The sequence below is a fragment of the Dictyobacter halimunensis genome (assembly GCF_036245075.1).
Window position 1 is genome coordinate 3,447,457 of record NZ_BSRI01000002.1, and the last position, 15,938, is coordinate 3,463,394.

Annotated in this window: 12 protein-coding genes and 1 tRNA gene; 6 read left to right on the top strand and 7 right to left on the bottom strand. The window is 55.1% G+C overall.

What is annotated here, in order from left to right; translation table 11 throughout:
* Positions 1–81: 81 nt before the first annotated feature.
* From AABA21_RS28340 to AABA21_RS28365, 6 genes are all read right to left on the bottom strand, one after another.
* Positions 82–1,869: a hypothetical protein gene (locus AABA21_RS28340; protein ID WP_338255408.1), complete on the bottom strand. Its 1,788-nt coding sequence runs from the start codon at positions 1,867–1,869 to the stop codon at positions 82–84.
* A 779-nt stretch (positions 1,870–2,648) separates the two neighbouring features.
* The gene (locus AABA21_RS28345; RefSeq protein ID WP_338255409.1) at positions 2,649–3,917 is read right to left on the bottom strand and encodes a PadR family transcriptional regulator; all 1,269 of its coding nucleotides are present in this window, start codon (positions 3,915–3,917) and stop codon (positions 2,649–2,651) included.
* Positions 3,918–3,943: 26 nt separating this feature from the next.
* Positions 3,944–4,261 carry a PadR family transcriptional regulator gene (locus AABA21_RS28350; RefSeq protein ID WP_338255410.1) on the bottom strand — a complete coding sequence of 106 codons (318 nt, stop codon included), beginning with the start codon at positions 4,259–4,261 and terminating at the stop codon, positions 3,944–3,946.
* A gap of 360 nt (positions 4,262–4,621) precedes the next feature.
* On the bottom strand, positions 4,622–5,767 hold the full coding sequence (locus tag AABA21_RS28355; protein WP_338255412.1) for a tyrosine-type recombinase/integrase: 1,146 nt from the start codon (positions 5,765–5,767) through the stop codon (positions 4,622–4,624).
* Between the two features lie 218 nt (positions 5,768–5,985).
* Positions 5,986–6,058, bottom strand: a tRNA-Arg gene (locus AABA21_RS28360).
* 142 nt (positions 6,059–6,200) lie between these two features.
* Positions 6,201–6,689: an NUDIX domain-containing protein gene (locus AABA21_RS28365; protein WP_338255413.1), complete on the bottom strand. Its 489-nt coding sequence runs from the start codon at positions 6,687–6,689 to the stop codon at positions 6,201–6,203.
* Between the two features lie 306 nt (positions 6,690–6,995).
* Here AABA21_RS28365 and sufB point away from each other — a divergent pair, with 306 nt between their 5' ends.
* The 6 genes from sufB (at position 6,996) to AABA21_RS28395 (ending at position 14,119) form a co-directional block, all read left to right on the top strand.
* Complete coding sequence (sufB, locus tag AABA21_RS28370; protein ID WP_338255414.1) at positions 6,996–8,396, top strand: Fe-S cluster assembly protein SufB; 1,401 nt, start codon at positions 6,996–6,998, stop codon at positions 8,394–8,396.
* Between the two features lie 483 nt (positions 8,397–8,879).
* Positions 8,880–9,338 (top strand): macro domain-containing protein, encoded by a 459-nt coding sequence (locus AABA21_RS28375; RefSeq protein ID WP_338255416.1) that lies wholly within the window; start codon positions 8,880–8,882, stop codon positions 9,336–9,338.
* A 140-nt stretch (positions 9,339–9,478) separates the two neighbouring features.
* Entirely contained in the window at positions 9,479–9,892 is a 414-nt protein-coding gene (locus AABA21_RS28380; protein ID WP_338255417.1) for an ester cyclase, read from the top strand.
* A gap of 187 nt (positions 9,893–10,079) precedes the next feature.
* Positions 10,080–10,757, top strand: coding sequence for a uracil-DNA glycosylase (ung, locus tag AABA21_RS28385; RefSeq protein ID WP_338255418.1), 678 nt, complete (start codon positions 10,080–10,082; stop codon positions 10,755–10,757).
* A gap of 142 nt (positions 10,758–10,899) precedes the next feature.
* Entirely contained in the window at positions 10,900–12,579 is a 1,680-nt protein-coding gene (locus AABA21_RS28390; RefSeq protein WP_338255419.1) for an MFS transporter, read from the top strand.
* Between the two features lie 46 nt (positions 12,580–12,625).
* A complete protein-coding gene (locus tag AABA21_RS28395; RefSeq protein ID WP_338255420.1) occupies positions 12,626–14,119 on the top strand; it encodes a gluconokinase in 1,494 nt (497 codons plus the stop codon).
* A gap of 166 nt (positions 14,120–14,285) precedes the next feature.
* On the opposite strand, the gene AABA21_RS28400 is transcribed toward AABA21_RS28395, so the two are convergent.
* Positions 14,286–15,938, bottom strand: coding sequence for an FAD-dependent monooxygenase (locus tag AABA21_RS28400; protein WP_338255421.1), 1,653 nt, complete (start codon positions 15,936–15,938; stop codon positions 14,286–14,288).

Below are 15,938 nucleotides of genomic sequence, written 5' to 3' on the forward strand. Positions count from 1 at the left end.
TTCTCCTACCTCTTGTGGGTAGGAGGAAGGCTTTCTCTTTGTTGTGTTCCGGGGGACGTCAGTCATCGCTCCAGTTGTCTACTACCAATGAGACTTGGGCCCAACTTCAAAGACGCGCGTTCCCCAGTTATCATACAGGCTTTGGAAAACGGGAATGTACTCGGTTGCCAACCAGATGCTGTTCCCATTGAGATCGAGCGCCGCGGCTGAGTAATCACCCCAGCGCCTTTCTCCGAAAAGAGCCTGGCTGAAAGAATAATGCGGGCCACTGCCGTAGGCGGCAATCGAGACCTCGCCGAATGACAATGGTGCGAATTTCTTTGGAAAATTGTTCACGACATAAGCTGCACTGGGGTTAATTGTCTTACTTGTCAGAGTGAAGGCGATCGCGGTCAGCCCCCAGCGCGTATGGAAAATTGCCGGGTAGATCAGGTAGTTGCCGAGAGATCCGACGTAGCCCTGCTGTTCCACGGCACTAGTATATGTATTAATTTTAAACCAGGCGAGGCCATCACGTGGCGTTGGATCATTATCAACGAGCAGACTGGTTGTTAACGCCCCCCACAGATGTCCATGTATAAATTGCACCTGCTGCATACGCGCATCGTCAGGGTTGAGAGCATCTTCGCTGGTGATAATACCAGTGGTTTGGCCTGTGCCCGTACTGAGGGCGGGAACGGGAAAAACGTAGGTCTCCGATGCAATAGTTGTCGCCCTGACAACAGCATTGGCAGGATTTGTATCGTTTGTGACGGTCCAGTAACCCAGCTTGTTATTGCTGAGATTTTGAAAAAACGAATTGAGCAGATATTCCGTCGTTGTGGGAGACGTACTGATCGCCGGTTGCAGCGTCAAGACTGGTTCGCCAGCCAGTGACAGGAGGCCAGTAGTAGCCGAGGAGACAGTAGCACTTTGAGCAACAAGCTGAGGTTTTGAAATGATCACCAGAATTGCGCCATTGTAATCGGGGCCTGTAAGCGGGAACTCATCTGTACTCACATAGAAAGCGTTGTCATCATACCCGATGTGCGGCTGATCACCAAACTGAGTGCCACCCAGAGATGTATCAAACTGGTACACTTTAAAACCGCGCGCATTATAGACGGCGATATCAACTGTAGTATTGTTATTGTTATCAAAACCAATTACGCTAAAGAAAAATGTCCGGGTTGATGCATCATAGAGACAGCGGGGATCGGAAAACGCATTCGGTTCCCAGAAGTTCGCGAAACTCACATCCTTATTTCCTAACAATGGCGTTCCCGGTAATGCCGATCCATCTGGAGCAGTTTCCCTGAGCGCATCGTTAACGGCGCTGAAAACCACCTCGGTCCCTGGTACACCTAGATCACGACCGACGCAGAGGCCTTGATCAGGGGGAGTAACTGCAGCGTTTGGCCCTCCATTTACTGCTGCCTGTTCAGCATTATTTAACCCTTCGACATTCTCTAGTATGCCTATTTTCGGGTATGGGGGGTGAGGAGGAAAAGGTTTGTGGTGTATGGGCCTGTGCCAGGAGGGGCTCATTTTGTTCCCGCGAATCTGAGCGCCTATATTGGTGGCCGATCCCGTAGCAGAAACTCTGGGGAGAATAGATGGGGGGATGTCATTTGGAGAAATTTTCCGAGCCGAATTCGGATGACGGTAAGGAATGACTTTCGGAGGGCTTCCCACTTCAACTGCGTTTCCGAGAGCACTCCTGATGGGCATACTGTCGGGATTAGGATGGACCGGAAATTGGTCCAGCGCCTTTTGTGGGGAAGTGTGTGCTAGCGAAACAGCAAAAGTATTCGTTGTAGGAACAATGCCGGCAATGAGCATAACCAGTACAAGGAGAATACCGGCCTGGCGGCAAAATGAAGAATGCATACCTCTCGCCTCACTTCCATTTAGAACTCCAAAATTCAATATTTCTTTAAAATCGAGAGTTCATCCACTTCTCTGCGTAACTTATAGTCTGTTACACTTTATATTATAATTCTCTCTATAATATAAAAATTTAGTTCCACCTCTTATATTATATAAAATACGGTATGCTTTAGCAGAAGGAATATGATGTAGCTCTTCAGGATCTGGAGGGAGCATTGCCGTATGCTGATAAATCCCGTTAAATTGGTAGTGCAGGAGGCGCAACATTGTTTGAACCTTTGAGCGAGCGAGAAAGAATCGAGAAATACAGGGCAAAAGGGGATTTATTATAAAAACCTGGCCAGGGAAGGCATTTCCCTGACCACCTCTATAATTAAATGCTTTGCGCTACATGATCTTTGGAGGATCAGCGTATCTTGTACCAAGAAATGCATCTATCATTATTGGTGCGACTAAAGAAGAAGTTGATTTTGATATCCAAGTTACAAGCGAAGGCCTCTCTTGGCTGTATAAATCTGCTGCAAAGCTTGTTCCTTCTCTACAGGGAAGGCCGGGCTTCCCTGGGCTAGTGAATCGTTGTTTTGGGTGGGTCATTTTCTACTAAGATACGCATTGCTCCTGCGCCGGTGGATCTTCAGTTTTCTGGACAGCCTGATGTTTGCTCGTAAGGAAGACATAACCACGAATCAGTGTGAGCAACATAACACCGCTGGCAACTAGTACCGCGATGAAGATTGACGCGAGCGAATTGGAAAACCACCACGGCCCCCGAAAAGGAATCATAGCTGCTTGCAGCGGCATGAACTTGAAAACAGTGCTACCCCCCAGAAATTGAGATACCACATGAACATCACTATAGGAGTACTGGTCACCAAGAGTGTGAGCAGCGTTGCGGGGAGTAGGAGATAGAGGCGTGATGCTGCTTGGCTCATGTCACTTGTGTCCATTGCTAAGAAGATGGAACCAAGACCTAAAAATGGGGCGAGTTGCTTCACAGAAAGAAGACCAAACTCAAAGATGCCCCGTTCGCTACCAAGAGCGGGGTTGAGAAAGAGTATCAGGCAGAGTGGTAGAAACAATGCGACCAGGAGAAGTGGGCGAATCTGACGAGTTGCTATGGTTTCTCTCAACTTGAAGAGAAAAACAAACATGCCATCAATGGTAAGGAGCTTCCAGAGTGCATCCGGTGTTAGCAGAATAGTGCGATCAAAGAGATTCGGTAAGGGAGAGGAAAGCCCCCCGAGAAATTCAAGGATCACGAAGAGGCTGCAGAGAAGGAGGCATGTGGCTGCGGCAAGCAACGTGCCTCGCTTTCTGGCAATCAGAGCCTTTCTGATGATGCCACCTGTGATGCAGAAGGTGATGATAAGTAAGAGCAGGTATTCGATATTGAGGAAAGGGGTCATAGTATTATAAATGCCAAAGGGAAAGATCAACAAGTTTCTCGTCTCTTGTGCCCAGAGATATGTGGCAAAGGTGACAATGGAGAGCATCGTGATGAAGACTAGGGCGATGCTACGAAGGTTCAGCCCTCCAAAGAGGCTCTCTCTTGAACGGTAGTAGGGATCAAGGCGTGTATCAAGAGCTCCAAGCATTAAATCAATCAGTGTCGCTGGGGTCACTTGATGCTGCTCAAGCAGAGCTATCATCTCTTCTTCGTACCGTTCACGCCATTGGCGCGGGTACAGACGTATTATCCAGATCAAGGGATTCATGGGTTTCTCCTTGTATAATTGATCAGGGTTTGTGACACCGATACGTTCTAGGCGCTGCCGGGCCGTGGTATAGTGTCTCTGGAGGAAAACCTCACCTCCGGGTGTAATTCGATAGGGATGGCTCTGCCCTTCGCTGGTAAGGGCTTCAATCCAGCCGCGCCGTTCCAAGCGTGCAAGTGCTCCATAGAGGGTTCCAGGCTCCAGTTGGGTGCCGCTAAATGCAGCGATATCCTCGATCATGGCATACCCATGCTTGGGTCCACTCGCCAGACTGGAGAGGATAAGCAACGATGGGTCGGAAAATCGTCCCAGAAAATTGCTCTCGGTATTCATGACAAAACATCCTTGTTTGCTGCTGATCAGGTCAGAGAAAGGCGCTGGCTGCCAATCATAACAATACGATGCATTGTGGCCAGTTGCTCTCGTAAGGCATGTAGTCCTGCGGCGGTCATGCGGTAAGGTCTGCGCCGCTCTTCGCTGGCCAGGGCTTCAATCCAGCCGCGCCGTTCCAAGCGTGCAAGTGCTCCATAGAGGGTTCCAGGCTCCAGTCGGGTGCCGCTAAATGCAGCGATATCCTCGATCATGGCATACCCATGCTTGGGTCCACTCGCCAGACTGGAGAGGATAAGCAATGATGGGTCAGAAAATCGTCCCAGATCAGAGAGATCTTTGGGCATATGACACCTCTCATGTATTCAGTGATGCTTTATATAGTGAAACTTACTAAGTGACACTAACTATACCACCTCATAGAGAAGCATGTCAATGGTTTGGTACAGGCGTGCTTGCAGGCAGCACAGGAGAAGCTGGAGTCTTTAGAGATGATTGCTGTGTATGCTGAAAATATACTGTAAATGTGATAATCAAATAGAAAATTTTTAATGAAATGTGCGGTAAGACAGGCAACATCCTGTAAACTTTATCTGCAAGATTAACTCTTTATAAGAGCTTCTTAACACAAATATCATGCAGATAAAGAAAGTTATTCCCGAAAATAGATAAAGGCTAGTAGTTTATTGCTACTAGCCGTGGTAAACTTATTTAGCTAGTTTTATTCCTCTACCCGTACCAGGTTTACGTTTAATTGGATCACGAAAATCTGTACGCGGAGTTTTTCCCACTGCCATGCCGTTAAATGGCACGTTGTCGCCAGGCGAGAACTTGCGTTTTTGCTCTTGGATCAAAGTGTCGTTGAGATGCATGTACTGCCTTATGGTGGCCATATCCTCATGTCCTAGCAGTTCCTGCAGGGTGAAGATGTCACCGCCGAGCATCAGGAAGCACACCGCGAATGTATGACGGAAGATGTGCGGACTAATTCGCTTGTCATGGGGCAGATCTGCGCGAGCGCGTATTCGCTTGAAGAGCATCGAGATCCCATCACGCGTGAGAGCATTGCCGCCCTCGCTCAAAAAGATGTGATCCTCGTCGGCGATGCCTATCTCTAGCAATGCGTCCTCATCTGGTCGATAGCGATCCATGTACAGGAGCAGCGTTCGCAGAGCGTTACGGCCGAGCGCGATGCGTCTCTCTTTATTTCCCTTCCCATGGACGATGATCACGCCTTTATCGCGATCGAAGTTTGAGAAGCGCAGACCGCAGAGTTCGGCCAGGCGAATACCGGTATCCCAGAGCACCCAGAGGATGGCGCGATTGCGGGCAGCGTTGCAGCCAGCTGTAGGACCGACCTCGCGAGGAGGGGTACAGGCCTTAAGCATCCTTTCGAACTCTTCAAACTCAATAATGCGGATGAGTGGCTTGCTTAATTTGGGCATTTTGACGCGGTTAGAAGGCGCTACCTCGACATACCCTTCAGCTTCCAACCAGCGGCAGAAAGCACGCATTGAACGCGCATAGTAATTTACCGTCCTGGTGGTTCGCAGTTTGCCGCGGGAACCAGGTTCTTCGGTGAGGAGATTGATCCAGTCGACCAGGTGCTCTTTTTCGAGATCTTTGATATAGATTACACCCTGCTGCTCAAGAAAATTCGCCAGGTGTCCGAGCGCCAGCTGGTGCCACTTCACTGTTTTGATGCTGTGGTGTTGGCTCTGATGATCAGCAATGTACTCATCGATGGATTTGCGGATAGTGCGCTCTTTTCTTCGGGGGATAACAGCGCCTGATTGCTTAGGGGTAGAGGATGAACGCTTGCCTGTTACAGGCTTTTTTGTTGGCTGTGCCATAGGAATACCTCCAATTCATGAGGCACCTCTACGAAGCAGGCGGATGGCCATACCGTTTGACGGGTTTTCGCGACCTATGAGTAGGCGGTTGTTTATGCCCTTTCGAGGCGGATGGTCACTAAAGCTTTTTGGGTCCTTATGACCACATATTCCCGAAAAAAATATCACCGCTTGCTTCGTGTCAACGCGCTTGAGAATTGGCTTCCAAAGCAAAAAGGCGCGCCCAGCAGGGTTCGAACCTGCGGCCAACCGCTTAGAAGGCGGTTGCTCTATCCACTGAGCTATGGGCGCGTGTTGGAGCGAGGATATTATATCCTCTGCGTCATCCATGATAGCAAGGTTGCTCGCGGCTTGTCAAGTACTTCTGGCACCACTTTTGTGGGCTGTTTCCGCTTTGCTGCTACCATCTGCGTATCATACTATCGTCGCCCCTTTATGATGCTGGAGGAGGGGGGCTGCTGAGCGAGAGCTTGATGATCTCGCGCTGCGAGGGGAGCAGGCTTGGCGGCAGCTCGTCGGGGCGGAAGAAGCGGGCCTCCAGCACTTCGCGCTCGTCGAGCCGCAGCTGGCCGCCGAGGAAGGTGCCGCGATAGCTGGCCTCGACACGCAGGCGGTAGCCGCTGACCACGCGGATCAGAGAGTGCACCTGGACCTCGTAGCCGGTCTCCTCGCGCAGCTCGCGGCGCAGCGTATCCTCCAGGCGTTCATTCTTATTGGCGTAGCCGCCGGGTAGCCCCCACGTCGCCTGCATCCAGAAGCGGTGGCGCAGCAGCAGGATGCGTCCCTGCTCATCGAAGATCACGCCCGACACCCCGACGATAAACTTGGGGTGCGCCAACCAGAGAAAATACCACTGCGGCCGACCCCGCAGCAGTCTCCACAGCCGTAGTAGCAGCTGATTGATCATAGCATCTCCAGTCATTCTATTTTGGGCGCACCCACTTTATGCTATACTGATCAACACTACTACAGGCGCGTCCACGTCCATTCACCTTATTGTGGCATACGCGCCGCGCCTTGCAAAGGGCGGCCACTGTTCGGCCGCCTGCTCTGGAGCTGCTCAGAGGGCGCCATCTGATCCCCGATCGGCCTCGTCAGCCTTGACATCGTTAGGGAAAGGACATATAATACAACTAAATCCGAGTACACAAGTAAGGATTAAACTTCTCTGAAAGCGAACGGCTTTCTTAGAGACCCTGATAGAATCAGCCAGCAAGTGGAGTAAGTCATGAGTCAAGCATTTGAATTGGAACAGGGTAACTACAGTGCTGGGTTCCATGTCGCAGAAAATTATACATATAAGTCCCAGCGAGGACTGACCCGCAAGGTCGTCGAGCAGATCTCGGAGATGAAAGGCGAGCCTAGTTGGATGCGCGACTTCCGCCTCAAGAGCTTCGAGCTTTATGAGAAGCGCCCAATGCCTACCTGGGGAGCTGACCTGTCGGGCATCAACTTTGACGATATCTTTTACTATATCAAGCCAGTCGCCCAGCAGGGTAAGAACTGGGACGATATTCCTTTAGAGATTAAAGACACCTTTGATCGTCTGGGTATCCCACAGGCTGAGCAGAAGTATCTGGCTGGTGTCACTGCTCAGTACGAGAGTGAGGCCGTCTATCATAAGATGCGCGAAGACCTGGAGAAGCTGGGTGTTATCTTCACCGATATGGATACCGCTCTGCGTGAGTATCCTGATATCATCAAAGAGCACTTTGGATCGATCATCCCGCCATCCGACAACAAGTTCGCTTCGCTGAACAGCGCCGTCTGGAGTGGTGGTAGCTTCGTCTATGTGCCGCGCAACGTGCGTGTGGAGATCCCGCTGCAGGCCTACTTCCGCATCAACGCCCAGAACATGGGTCAGTTCGAGCGTACCCTGATCATCGCCGAGCCTGGCTCCTATGTCCACTACGTTGAGGGATGTACCGCTCCCAGCTATACCAGCGACAGCCTGCACAGCGCCGTCGTAGAGATCAAGGCTATGGAAGGTGCGCGTGTACGCTACACCACCATCCAGAACTGGTCGAAGAACGTCTACAACCTGGTCACCAAGCGTGCCGCCGCCTATCGCGACGCCACCATGGAATGGGTTGACGGCAACCTCGGCTCGAAGGTCACCATGAAGTATCCGGCCGTCCTATTGATGGAGCCAGGAGCTCGCGGTGACGTCCTGTCGGTCGCCTTCGCCAACGACGGCATGCATCAGGATGCTGGCGCCAAGATCACCCACCTGGCACCGCACACCACATCCCAGATCCTGTCGAAGTCGGTCTCCAAGGGAACGGGTCGCTCCTCCTATCGCGGACTGGTCCGCATCAATCCTGGTGCGCACCACACCAAGTCCAGTGTACGCTGTGATGCCCTGCTGCTCGACGAGAACGCTCGTACCGACACCTATCCAACCATCCGTGTCGAAGAGAACCAGACCGAGATCGGTCACGAGGCCACCGTCTCTAAAGTCGGTGAGGACCAGCTCTTCTACCTGATGAGCCGTGGTCTTGACGAATCCGAGGCCTACTCCTTGATCGTCAACGGCTTCATCGAGCCCATCACCAAAGAGCTCCCCATGGAGTACGCGGTCGAACTCAACCGCCTCATCCAGCTGGAGATGTCCGGCAGCGTCGGCTAAGCTGTGAGCGGCCATGCCGTCTCTACCCAACAGAAAATGCACAGGAGCGCCTACCCCATCGGTAGGCGCTCCTTTTTCCATATGTTCGGCCCTCGCGTCCGATTCCCCCACCACGTACGATCATGCTCCCCCCGCATGTCCGCTCCCGCGCCAGAACCACGCCCCGTAGGTTCGGCCTTGCGGCCGATTCCCCCTCCACGTACGATACATAACCCCATATGTTCAACCTCCGCGCCCGAAATTCCTCTCCGCGCCAGAACCGCCCTCCATAGGTTCGGACCTCGCGCCCGATTACCCCTCCGCCCACGATTCATATGGGAATGGAAAAATCCGCCGCGAGAATCGAATTCATGGGTGATACGTTGTTATATGGGGAGGAGGAAAATCGGCCGCAAGGGCCGAACCTACGAAATCGCTTTTATTGTTACATTGCGGGATGGAAAAATAATAACGTTAATATGCGAAGAAACGGAGCAAGTAAGGATGGCTCAGATTATGTATTGTGAGGGCGATATCTTCACCTCGTCGGCGCAGGTGTTGGTCAATCCGGTGAATTGTAGTGGCGTGATGGGCAAGGGGCTGGCCCTCGAATTCAAGAAGCGCTATCCAGAGATGTTTCGCTCCTACCAGCGGCAATGCAAAGATGGCACGTTGCGCATCGGTTGGCCTATGCTTTACACCGATAGCACGCCCTGGATTCTTAACTTTCCCACCAAAGACAAGGTGCGCGCAGACTCCAAACTTGAATACATCGAGAAAGGCCTGCATTTCCTGGTTTCATATAGTTGGATTATTGGTATTCAAAGTATCGCTTTTCCAAAGCTCGGCGCCGGCCTTGGCGGCCTTAGTTGGTCCGAGGTTGGTCCTTTGATGGTTGATTTTCTTTCTTATACCGATTGGGATGTGTATATCTATATTGCCTCCGGCGATACGCGCTATTAGCCGCTTTTTTTTATTCCTGGATCTGTCAATGACTTTATTCGGGTGCTCTATATGTCACTTTCTTCCCCGGTGATTTCGTGCTAGAGAGCGATTGCATTTGATCCTGCTTACAAGCAAGGCAGAATATTGGAGGAGAAACTATGACGCGTGAGGAGAATATTACGGCTCAACAGCGCTTTAGAGAAGCCATCAATAGTGGTGACTTCGGTATTTTTGATGAGGTGGTAGCACCTGATGCCCTTGATCATGATCCGGCTCCTGGGCAGGAACGCGGCCCAGCAGGTTTTCGCAGCTTCTTCGGCGAGCTACGTACCGCTTTTCCTGATCTCCATGTGAGTGTGGAACAGCTGGTGGCCGACGATGAGCATGTCGCCTTCGCCTATACCGTGACCGGTACCCATAAGGGATCTTTCCTGGGTATAGCGCCCACAGGCAGACAGGTTCGCGCGCGTGGTGTACAACTCGGCAAATTTGCGTCTGGCAAACTCGTCGAACGCTGGGGTAGTTCCGACCTGCTTGGCATTCTCCAACAACTCGGCCACGCCCCTATATGATATCCTATCCTGGTCGTAAGGATCTGGTACCCTTCTTCTGGCGGCAAACTTTTTACCCTTCTTCTCTTGTGTGTGTTCACCAGTTCAATTTGCCGTTTTCGGCGAATTGAGCGAGAATAGAACGATAAGCCGCAATTAAACACTAGCTTTGATTGCGGCCGCAAAAAAATGAGGAAAAGGGACATGTATGCAGATTGATATTCCTGAGAGCTGGCACGCTCATCTAAATGGCGAGTTCGAGAAGCCCTATTTTGAGAAGCTGGCCGCCTTTGTCGATGAGGAGCGCCAGAAGTACGAGGTCTTTCCACCAGAGCAGGATGTGTTCTCGGCGCTGCGCCACACGCCCTATGACGATGTGAACGTGTTTCTGCTGGGCCAGGATCCCTATCACGATAACAACCAGGCTCACGGCCTGTGTTTCTCGGTGCGACCGGGGATCAAGCCGCCGCCCTCGCTGGTGAATATGTTCAAGGAGCTGCGCGACGACATCGGCTGCCGCATCCCCAACAACGGTTACCTGGTCCCATGGGCCGATCAGGGCATGTTGATGCTTAATGCCGTCCTGACGGTGCGCGCTCACCAGGCCAACTCGCACAAGAATCATGGCTGGGAGAAGTTTACCGACCACGTCATCCAGGTCGTCAACGCCAAAGAGAGCCCGGTCGTCTTTGTGCTGTGGGGCGGCTACGCGCAGAAGAAAAAAGCCCTCATCGACACCAGCCGCCACACCATCGTCGAATCGGCACACCCATCGCCCCTCTCGGCGCGCAATGGCTTCTTCGGTAGCCGTCCCTTCTCAAAGATCAACAGCGCCCTGCGCCTGGCTGGCAAACCGGAGATCAACTGGCAGCTGCCCAATCTGTAAGTGATGAAAAAATAAATCTTCTCTTTTGAGATGGCGAGCGTGTACACTAATAGATACGTTCAATTGTGCGAGGATGGACGACTGATCGATTGAGATACGGTCCATCCTCCTTATTTTTTCATATTAAGAGAGAAGTTTATCTATGTTGCCAAAGACAAAGGGATTCTGGATCCTGCTGGCCACCATCCTGGGTTCCAGCATGGCCTTCATTGATGGGAGCGTGGTCAATGTCGCGCTGCCACGTCTGCAGACTGATTTGAATGCGACCGCCGCCAGCGTGCAGTGGGTGGTCGAAGCCTACGCCCTGTTCCTGGGCTCGTTGATTCTTGTCGGCGGCTCCATGGGTGATCTCTATGGGCGCAAGCGCCTGTTCGCCATCGGCATCACTATCTTCGCGCTGGCCTCGCTGTGGTGCGGCCTGACCACCGACATCACCCAGCTGGTCATCGCGCGCGCCGTCCAGGGGGTCGGCGGCGCCCTGCTGACGCCCGAAAGCCTGGCCATCCTGCGCGCCTCCTTCGATGCGTCCCAGCGCGGCAAAGCCATCGGACTCTGGTCGGGCTTCTCGGCTATCACCTCGGCGCTCGGACCCGTCCTGGGCGGCTGGCTCGTGCAGTACGCCTCCTGGCGCTGGGTCTTCTTTATCAATCTGCCGCTGGCCGCTATCGTGCTGGTCGTGCTGTTCATCTTCGTCCCCGAGAGCCGCAGCGAGCAGGCCAACCGCCATCTCGACATCGTGGGAGCCCTGCTGGCCACGCTGGGGCTCGGCCTGCTGGTCTTTGGCCTGATCGAGGCCAGCAGCTATGGCATCACGCATCCGCTGGTCCTTGGCTGTGTCGCGGGCGGCGTCATCGCCCTGGTCGCCTTTATCATGGTCGAGCGGCGCAGTCCGGCCCCCATGATGCCGCTGCAGCTCTTCCACTCGCGCGTCTTCAGCGGCACCAATCTGTTGACCTTCTTCCTCTATGCCGCGCTGGGCGCCACGCTCTACTTCCTGCCCTTCAACCTGATCCGCGTCCAGGGCTATTCACCGACGGCCGCTGGATCGGCCTTGCTGCCCTTCACGCTGCTGATGTTCTCGCTCTCGCGCTGGTCGGGTGGACTCGTCGCCCGCTACGGCGCCCGCCTGCCGCTGGTCATCGGACCCTGCATAGCTGGCATTGGCTATATCCTGTTCGCCATTCCGGGTATCGGCGGCAGCTACTGGACCACCTACTTCCCCGCCGTCCTCTTCCTGGGACTGGGCATGTCGATCACCGTGGCGCCGCTGACCACGGCCGTCATGGGCGCGGTCACCGATCAATACGCCGGGACCGCCTCGGGCGTCAACAACGCCGTGGCTCGCATCGCCAACCTGCTGGCCATCGCCGTCTTCACCCTGATCGTGCTGGCCGTCTTTAATGCGGCCCTGGACCAGAATCTGGCCGCGCACCATGTCTCATCGGCCGCCAGCCACGCCCTGGACACCCAGCGCAGCAAGCTCACCGGAGCCGAGGTCCCGGCCAGCTTTGATCCGGCCACCCGCCAGCTCCTGCAGCAGGACATCTCCAACTCGTTCCTCTTCGGCTTCCGCGTCGCCATGTTGCTCGGCTCGGCCCTGGCCTTTATCAGCGCGCTCTGCTCCGCCATCACTATCCCGCCGCGCTACGGCAAACTGGTCCCGGTGCAAGCAAAGCAAGAAAGAAAAGAACTTGAGCCACCTGAGCAGGGTAAGAAGAAAGAGCGACAATGTAGCGATAATGCGTGTACACTAATGTATGCCCATAGCGATGTCGACTCGCCACAAAGGGTTGACGGATCCGCTACAAAGGCGGATGATTAAGCCTGTGTTTTTCTTATAGTTAAAAGTATGTATTTGGAGCGTAATTATGGATGATGCACAGTCGCTATCTATCTTAGCGTTGGATGTTGGTACCTCATCGACGCGGGCCCTGCTCTTTGACGGTCAGGGGAACGCCGTACCCGATATGGTCTCGCAGCTCACCTATCAGCTGACCACGTCGCAGGAGGGGGAAGTGTCGGTGGATGCCGATCACCTGGTAGATGTAGTGGCCCAGACCATCGATGAGGTGCTGAAGAAGGCCGGACAGAAGGCCAGCTCGATCCGGGCCGTGGCTATCGATACCTTCTGGCACAGCCTGCTGGGGGTCGACGAAAACAACCATCCCCTCACACCTGTGATTACCTGGGAGGATACGCGCGCCTTCGACACTGCCCGCGATCTACGCAAGGAGTTCGATGAGAAGGCGGTCCACGACCGCGTCGGGGTACGCTTCCACGCCAGCTACTGGCCAGCCAAGCTGCGCTGGCTCTCGCAGAATCAGTCTAAAGTCTTCAAGCAGGTCAAGCAGTGGATCTCCTTTGGCGAGTATCTGCATCGCAAGCTGCTGGGCAAGTCGGTCTGTAGCCTCTCGATGGCCTCGGCGACCGGCATGCTGACCACCAAAACCAAACAGTGGGATGATGAGCTGATCAAGGCGCTCGGCGTGCGTCGCGAGCAGTTCCCTGATATCGGTGATGCCGGTGATGCCCTCAAGGGACTGCAGGAGGAGTACGCTAAGCGTTGGGCCGCCCTGCGCGACGTGCCCTGGTACCCGGCCATCGGTGATGGCGCCTCGGCCTGTATCGGCACCAGCTGCATCACCACCCAGAACTGGTCCCTTACCATGGGTACCTCCAGCGCCATCCGCGTCGTTATTGATCCCGCGCAGATCTCGGTCGCGCCTCTGGGACTCTGGCTCTACTTCATCGATGGCAAGCGCGCCGTCATGGGAGGCGCCATGAGCGAGGGCGGCAACCTGCTGGCCTGGCTCTCCGAATCCTTCCAGCTCCCCAAACTGCAGGAGGCCGAGCCCAAAGTGGAAGCCATCAAGCCCGATAGCCACGGCCTGACCATCCTGCCCTTCATCTCGGGTGAGCGCAGCATCGGCTGGCACGCCGAGGCCCGCATGACCATCTCGGGCATCTCCACGCGCACCACCCCCGAGGCCATCCTGCGCGCCGGCATGGAGTCCCTCGCCTACCGTCTCAGCGTCATCCACACCGAACTGCTGCAGGTCCTGAACATGAAGGCATCCGACCACCGCCTGATGGCCAGCGGTGGCGCGCTCTTCCACTCCCCGCTGCTGCGCCAGATCATCTCCGACACCACCGACACCGCCATCTACCCATCGCGCGAACAGGAAGCCTCCGCCCGTGGAGCCGCCCTGCTGGCCCTGGAATCCCTGGGGATCATTCCCGATCTCGCCAAACTCCAGCCCAGCGTCACCGACCCCACCCGGCCCGACCACCACACCGGCGACATCTACCGCCGCGCCCTCGCCCGCCAGGAAGACCTCTACCACCGTCTCCTTTCTGATTGATTCCGGGCGTCTCGAATGGGGAGGGGAAATCGGCCGCAAGGGCCGAACCTACGGGTCGTGTGTATTTTTACATTTTAAACATTCATCTTTATGGAATGTAACAAGAAAGGCGATATCGTAGGTTCGGCCCTTGCGGCCGATTTCCGTCCCCCCACGAAAATGTGCGTCATGAATGGAAATACCGGACCAGGCGTTTGGCGATGCGGGCGCGTTGCGATGGGGGATATATGGCCATGATGTGGCGGTCGGGCCGCACGATCATCACCATGCTTGGATCACCCTTGAGGAGGAGGGAGAGCTGGCCGCTGCCATCCCATATATATGTGGCTCCTGATTGCAATCTGGGGGCTCTCTCCAAAGCGTCTCGTGTGAGGCAGAGATAGATGGATTGCGCACCGAGCTGGTTCCAATCATGATTGTCTGACTCCGTTCTCGCGTCCCCGTGCCAGATGCGGAAGATGGAGAAGCCATGGCCCAGGATGTGGTCCAGAGGCACCTTTTGTCCGTCGGAGGTGTGGACCATGGGCTGCGGCAGCATACGTCCGTTGTGGCGGCCGGGGAAGCGCAGTCCGGCGCGATAGATGGGTTGGGGCTTGACCTGCATTTCTGATAGCCACTGGCGCAGCGCCACGATACGCTGGATGTTCAGGAAGGCGTGATCGCGCAAGAAGGCCAGCGCACGCTGGGTGGGCATGATGAAGTTGCCGAGCAGGGACGAGAAGACGATTATGCGGATGACATGCGGGCGCCGCTCCTGTTGATAGGTCTGTAGCAGCTGTGGGGTGGCCTGTCCTCGCAGGACCAGCGCCAGCTTCCAGCATAGGTTGTAGGCGTCGCGCAGCCCGCTGTTCATGCCCTGACCCCCGAATGGTGGCATCAAGTGGGCGGCGTCCCCCAGCAGGAAGATGCGTTCCACGCGGAAGGACTCGGCGACCGTGGCGTGAAAGGTATACACGGTCTTGCGCATAATCTCGGGGGCCGTCAGCTGGCGCGTCGCGTCCCATTCAGGCAAAGTGCTCAACGCCTGCTGGATCGCTTTCTGAATATATGTATCGTCCAGCCACGGTTCATCCTGTTCGTGGGATTTGAGCATAAATTCCCAGCGCCGCCCTCCATCGGGGTAGGGGACCATCACGGCGGGACGTGCCGGATTGCAGAAGAAGATGATCGGGTCCGTGCCATCCCCGTGATCGATGGCGTCCACCACCAGCCAGCGCTGGGAACGCTGGCGCCTGCGCGGAGGCGCTTTCCTTTTATTGATACCGGCCAGGGATGAGAAGATCTCGCGCGGACCGGGCGCGCGCAGGGCGATCTGCAGCTGCTGGCGGATGGCGCTGCGGCCACCATCGCAGGCCAGCAGGTAATCGCAGTCCAGGGACCACTCGCGTCCTTCATGAGAGCGTAGCCGCAGGTAGACGCCATGCTCATCCTGGGTGAATAACTCGACCGTCTGCCCGAAGTGGGTGGAGACACAGGGGAAGCGCTGCAGGCCGCTCAGGAACATCTCCTCTAGCGCCGGCTGATAGAAGGTCGAGATCTGCGGATGGCCAAACGGCTGCTGCGTCGGCGAGATGCGGGCCAGGTAGCGGCCCTGTGAGACATAGTGGGCCTCGCGCTGGAGCAGGGAGTGGGCGCGGATCTCATCGGCCAGCCCGAGCGCCTGGCAGATGCGCAGCCCCTCGTCATCGATCGTGATGGCGCGGGGCTGTCCGGCCAGGTATGCGTTGCGCTCGATCAGTAGCGTCTCGATGCCGGCCTGTCCGAGCAGGTTGGCGGCCACCAGTCCGGTGGGACCCGCTCCGACGATCGCTACACGCAC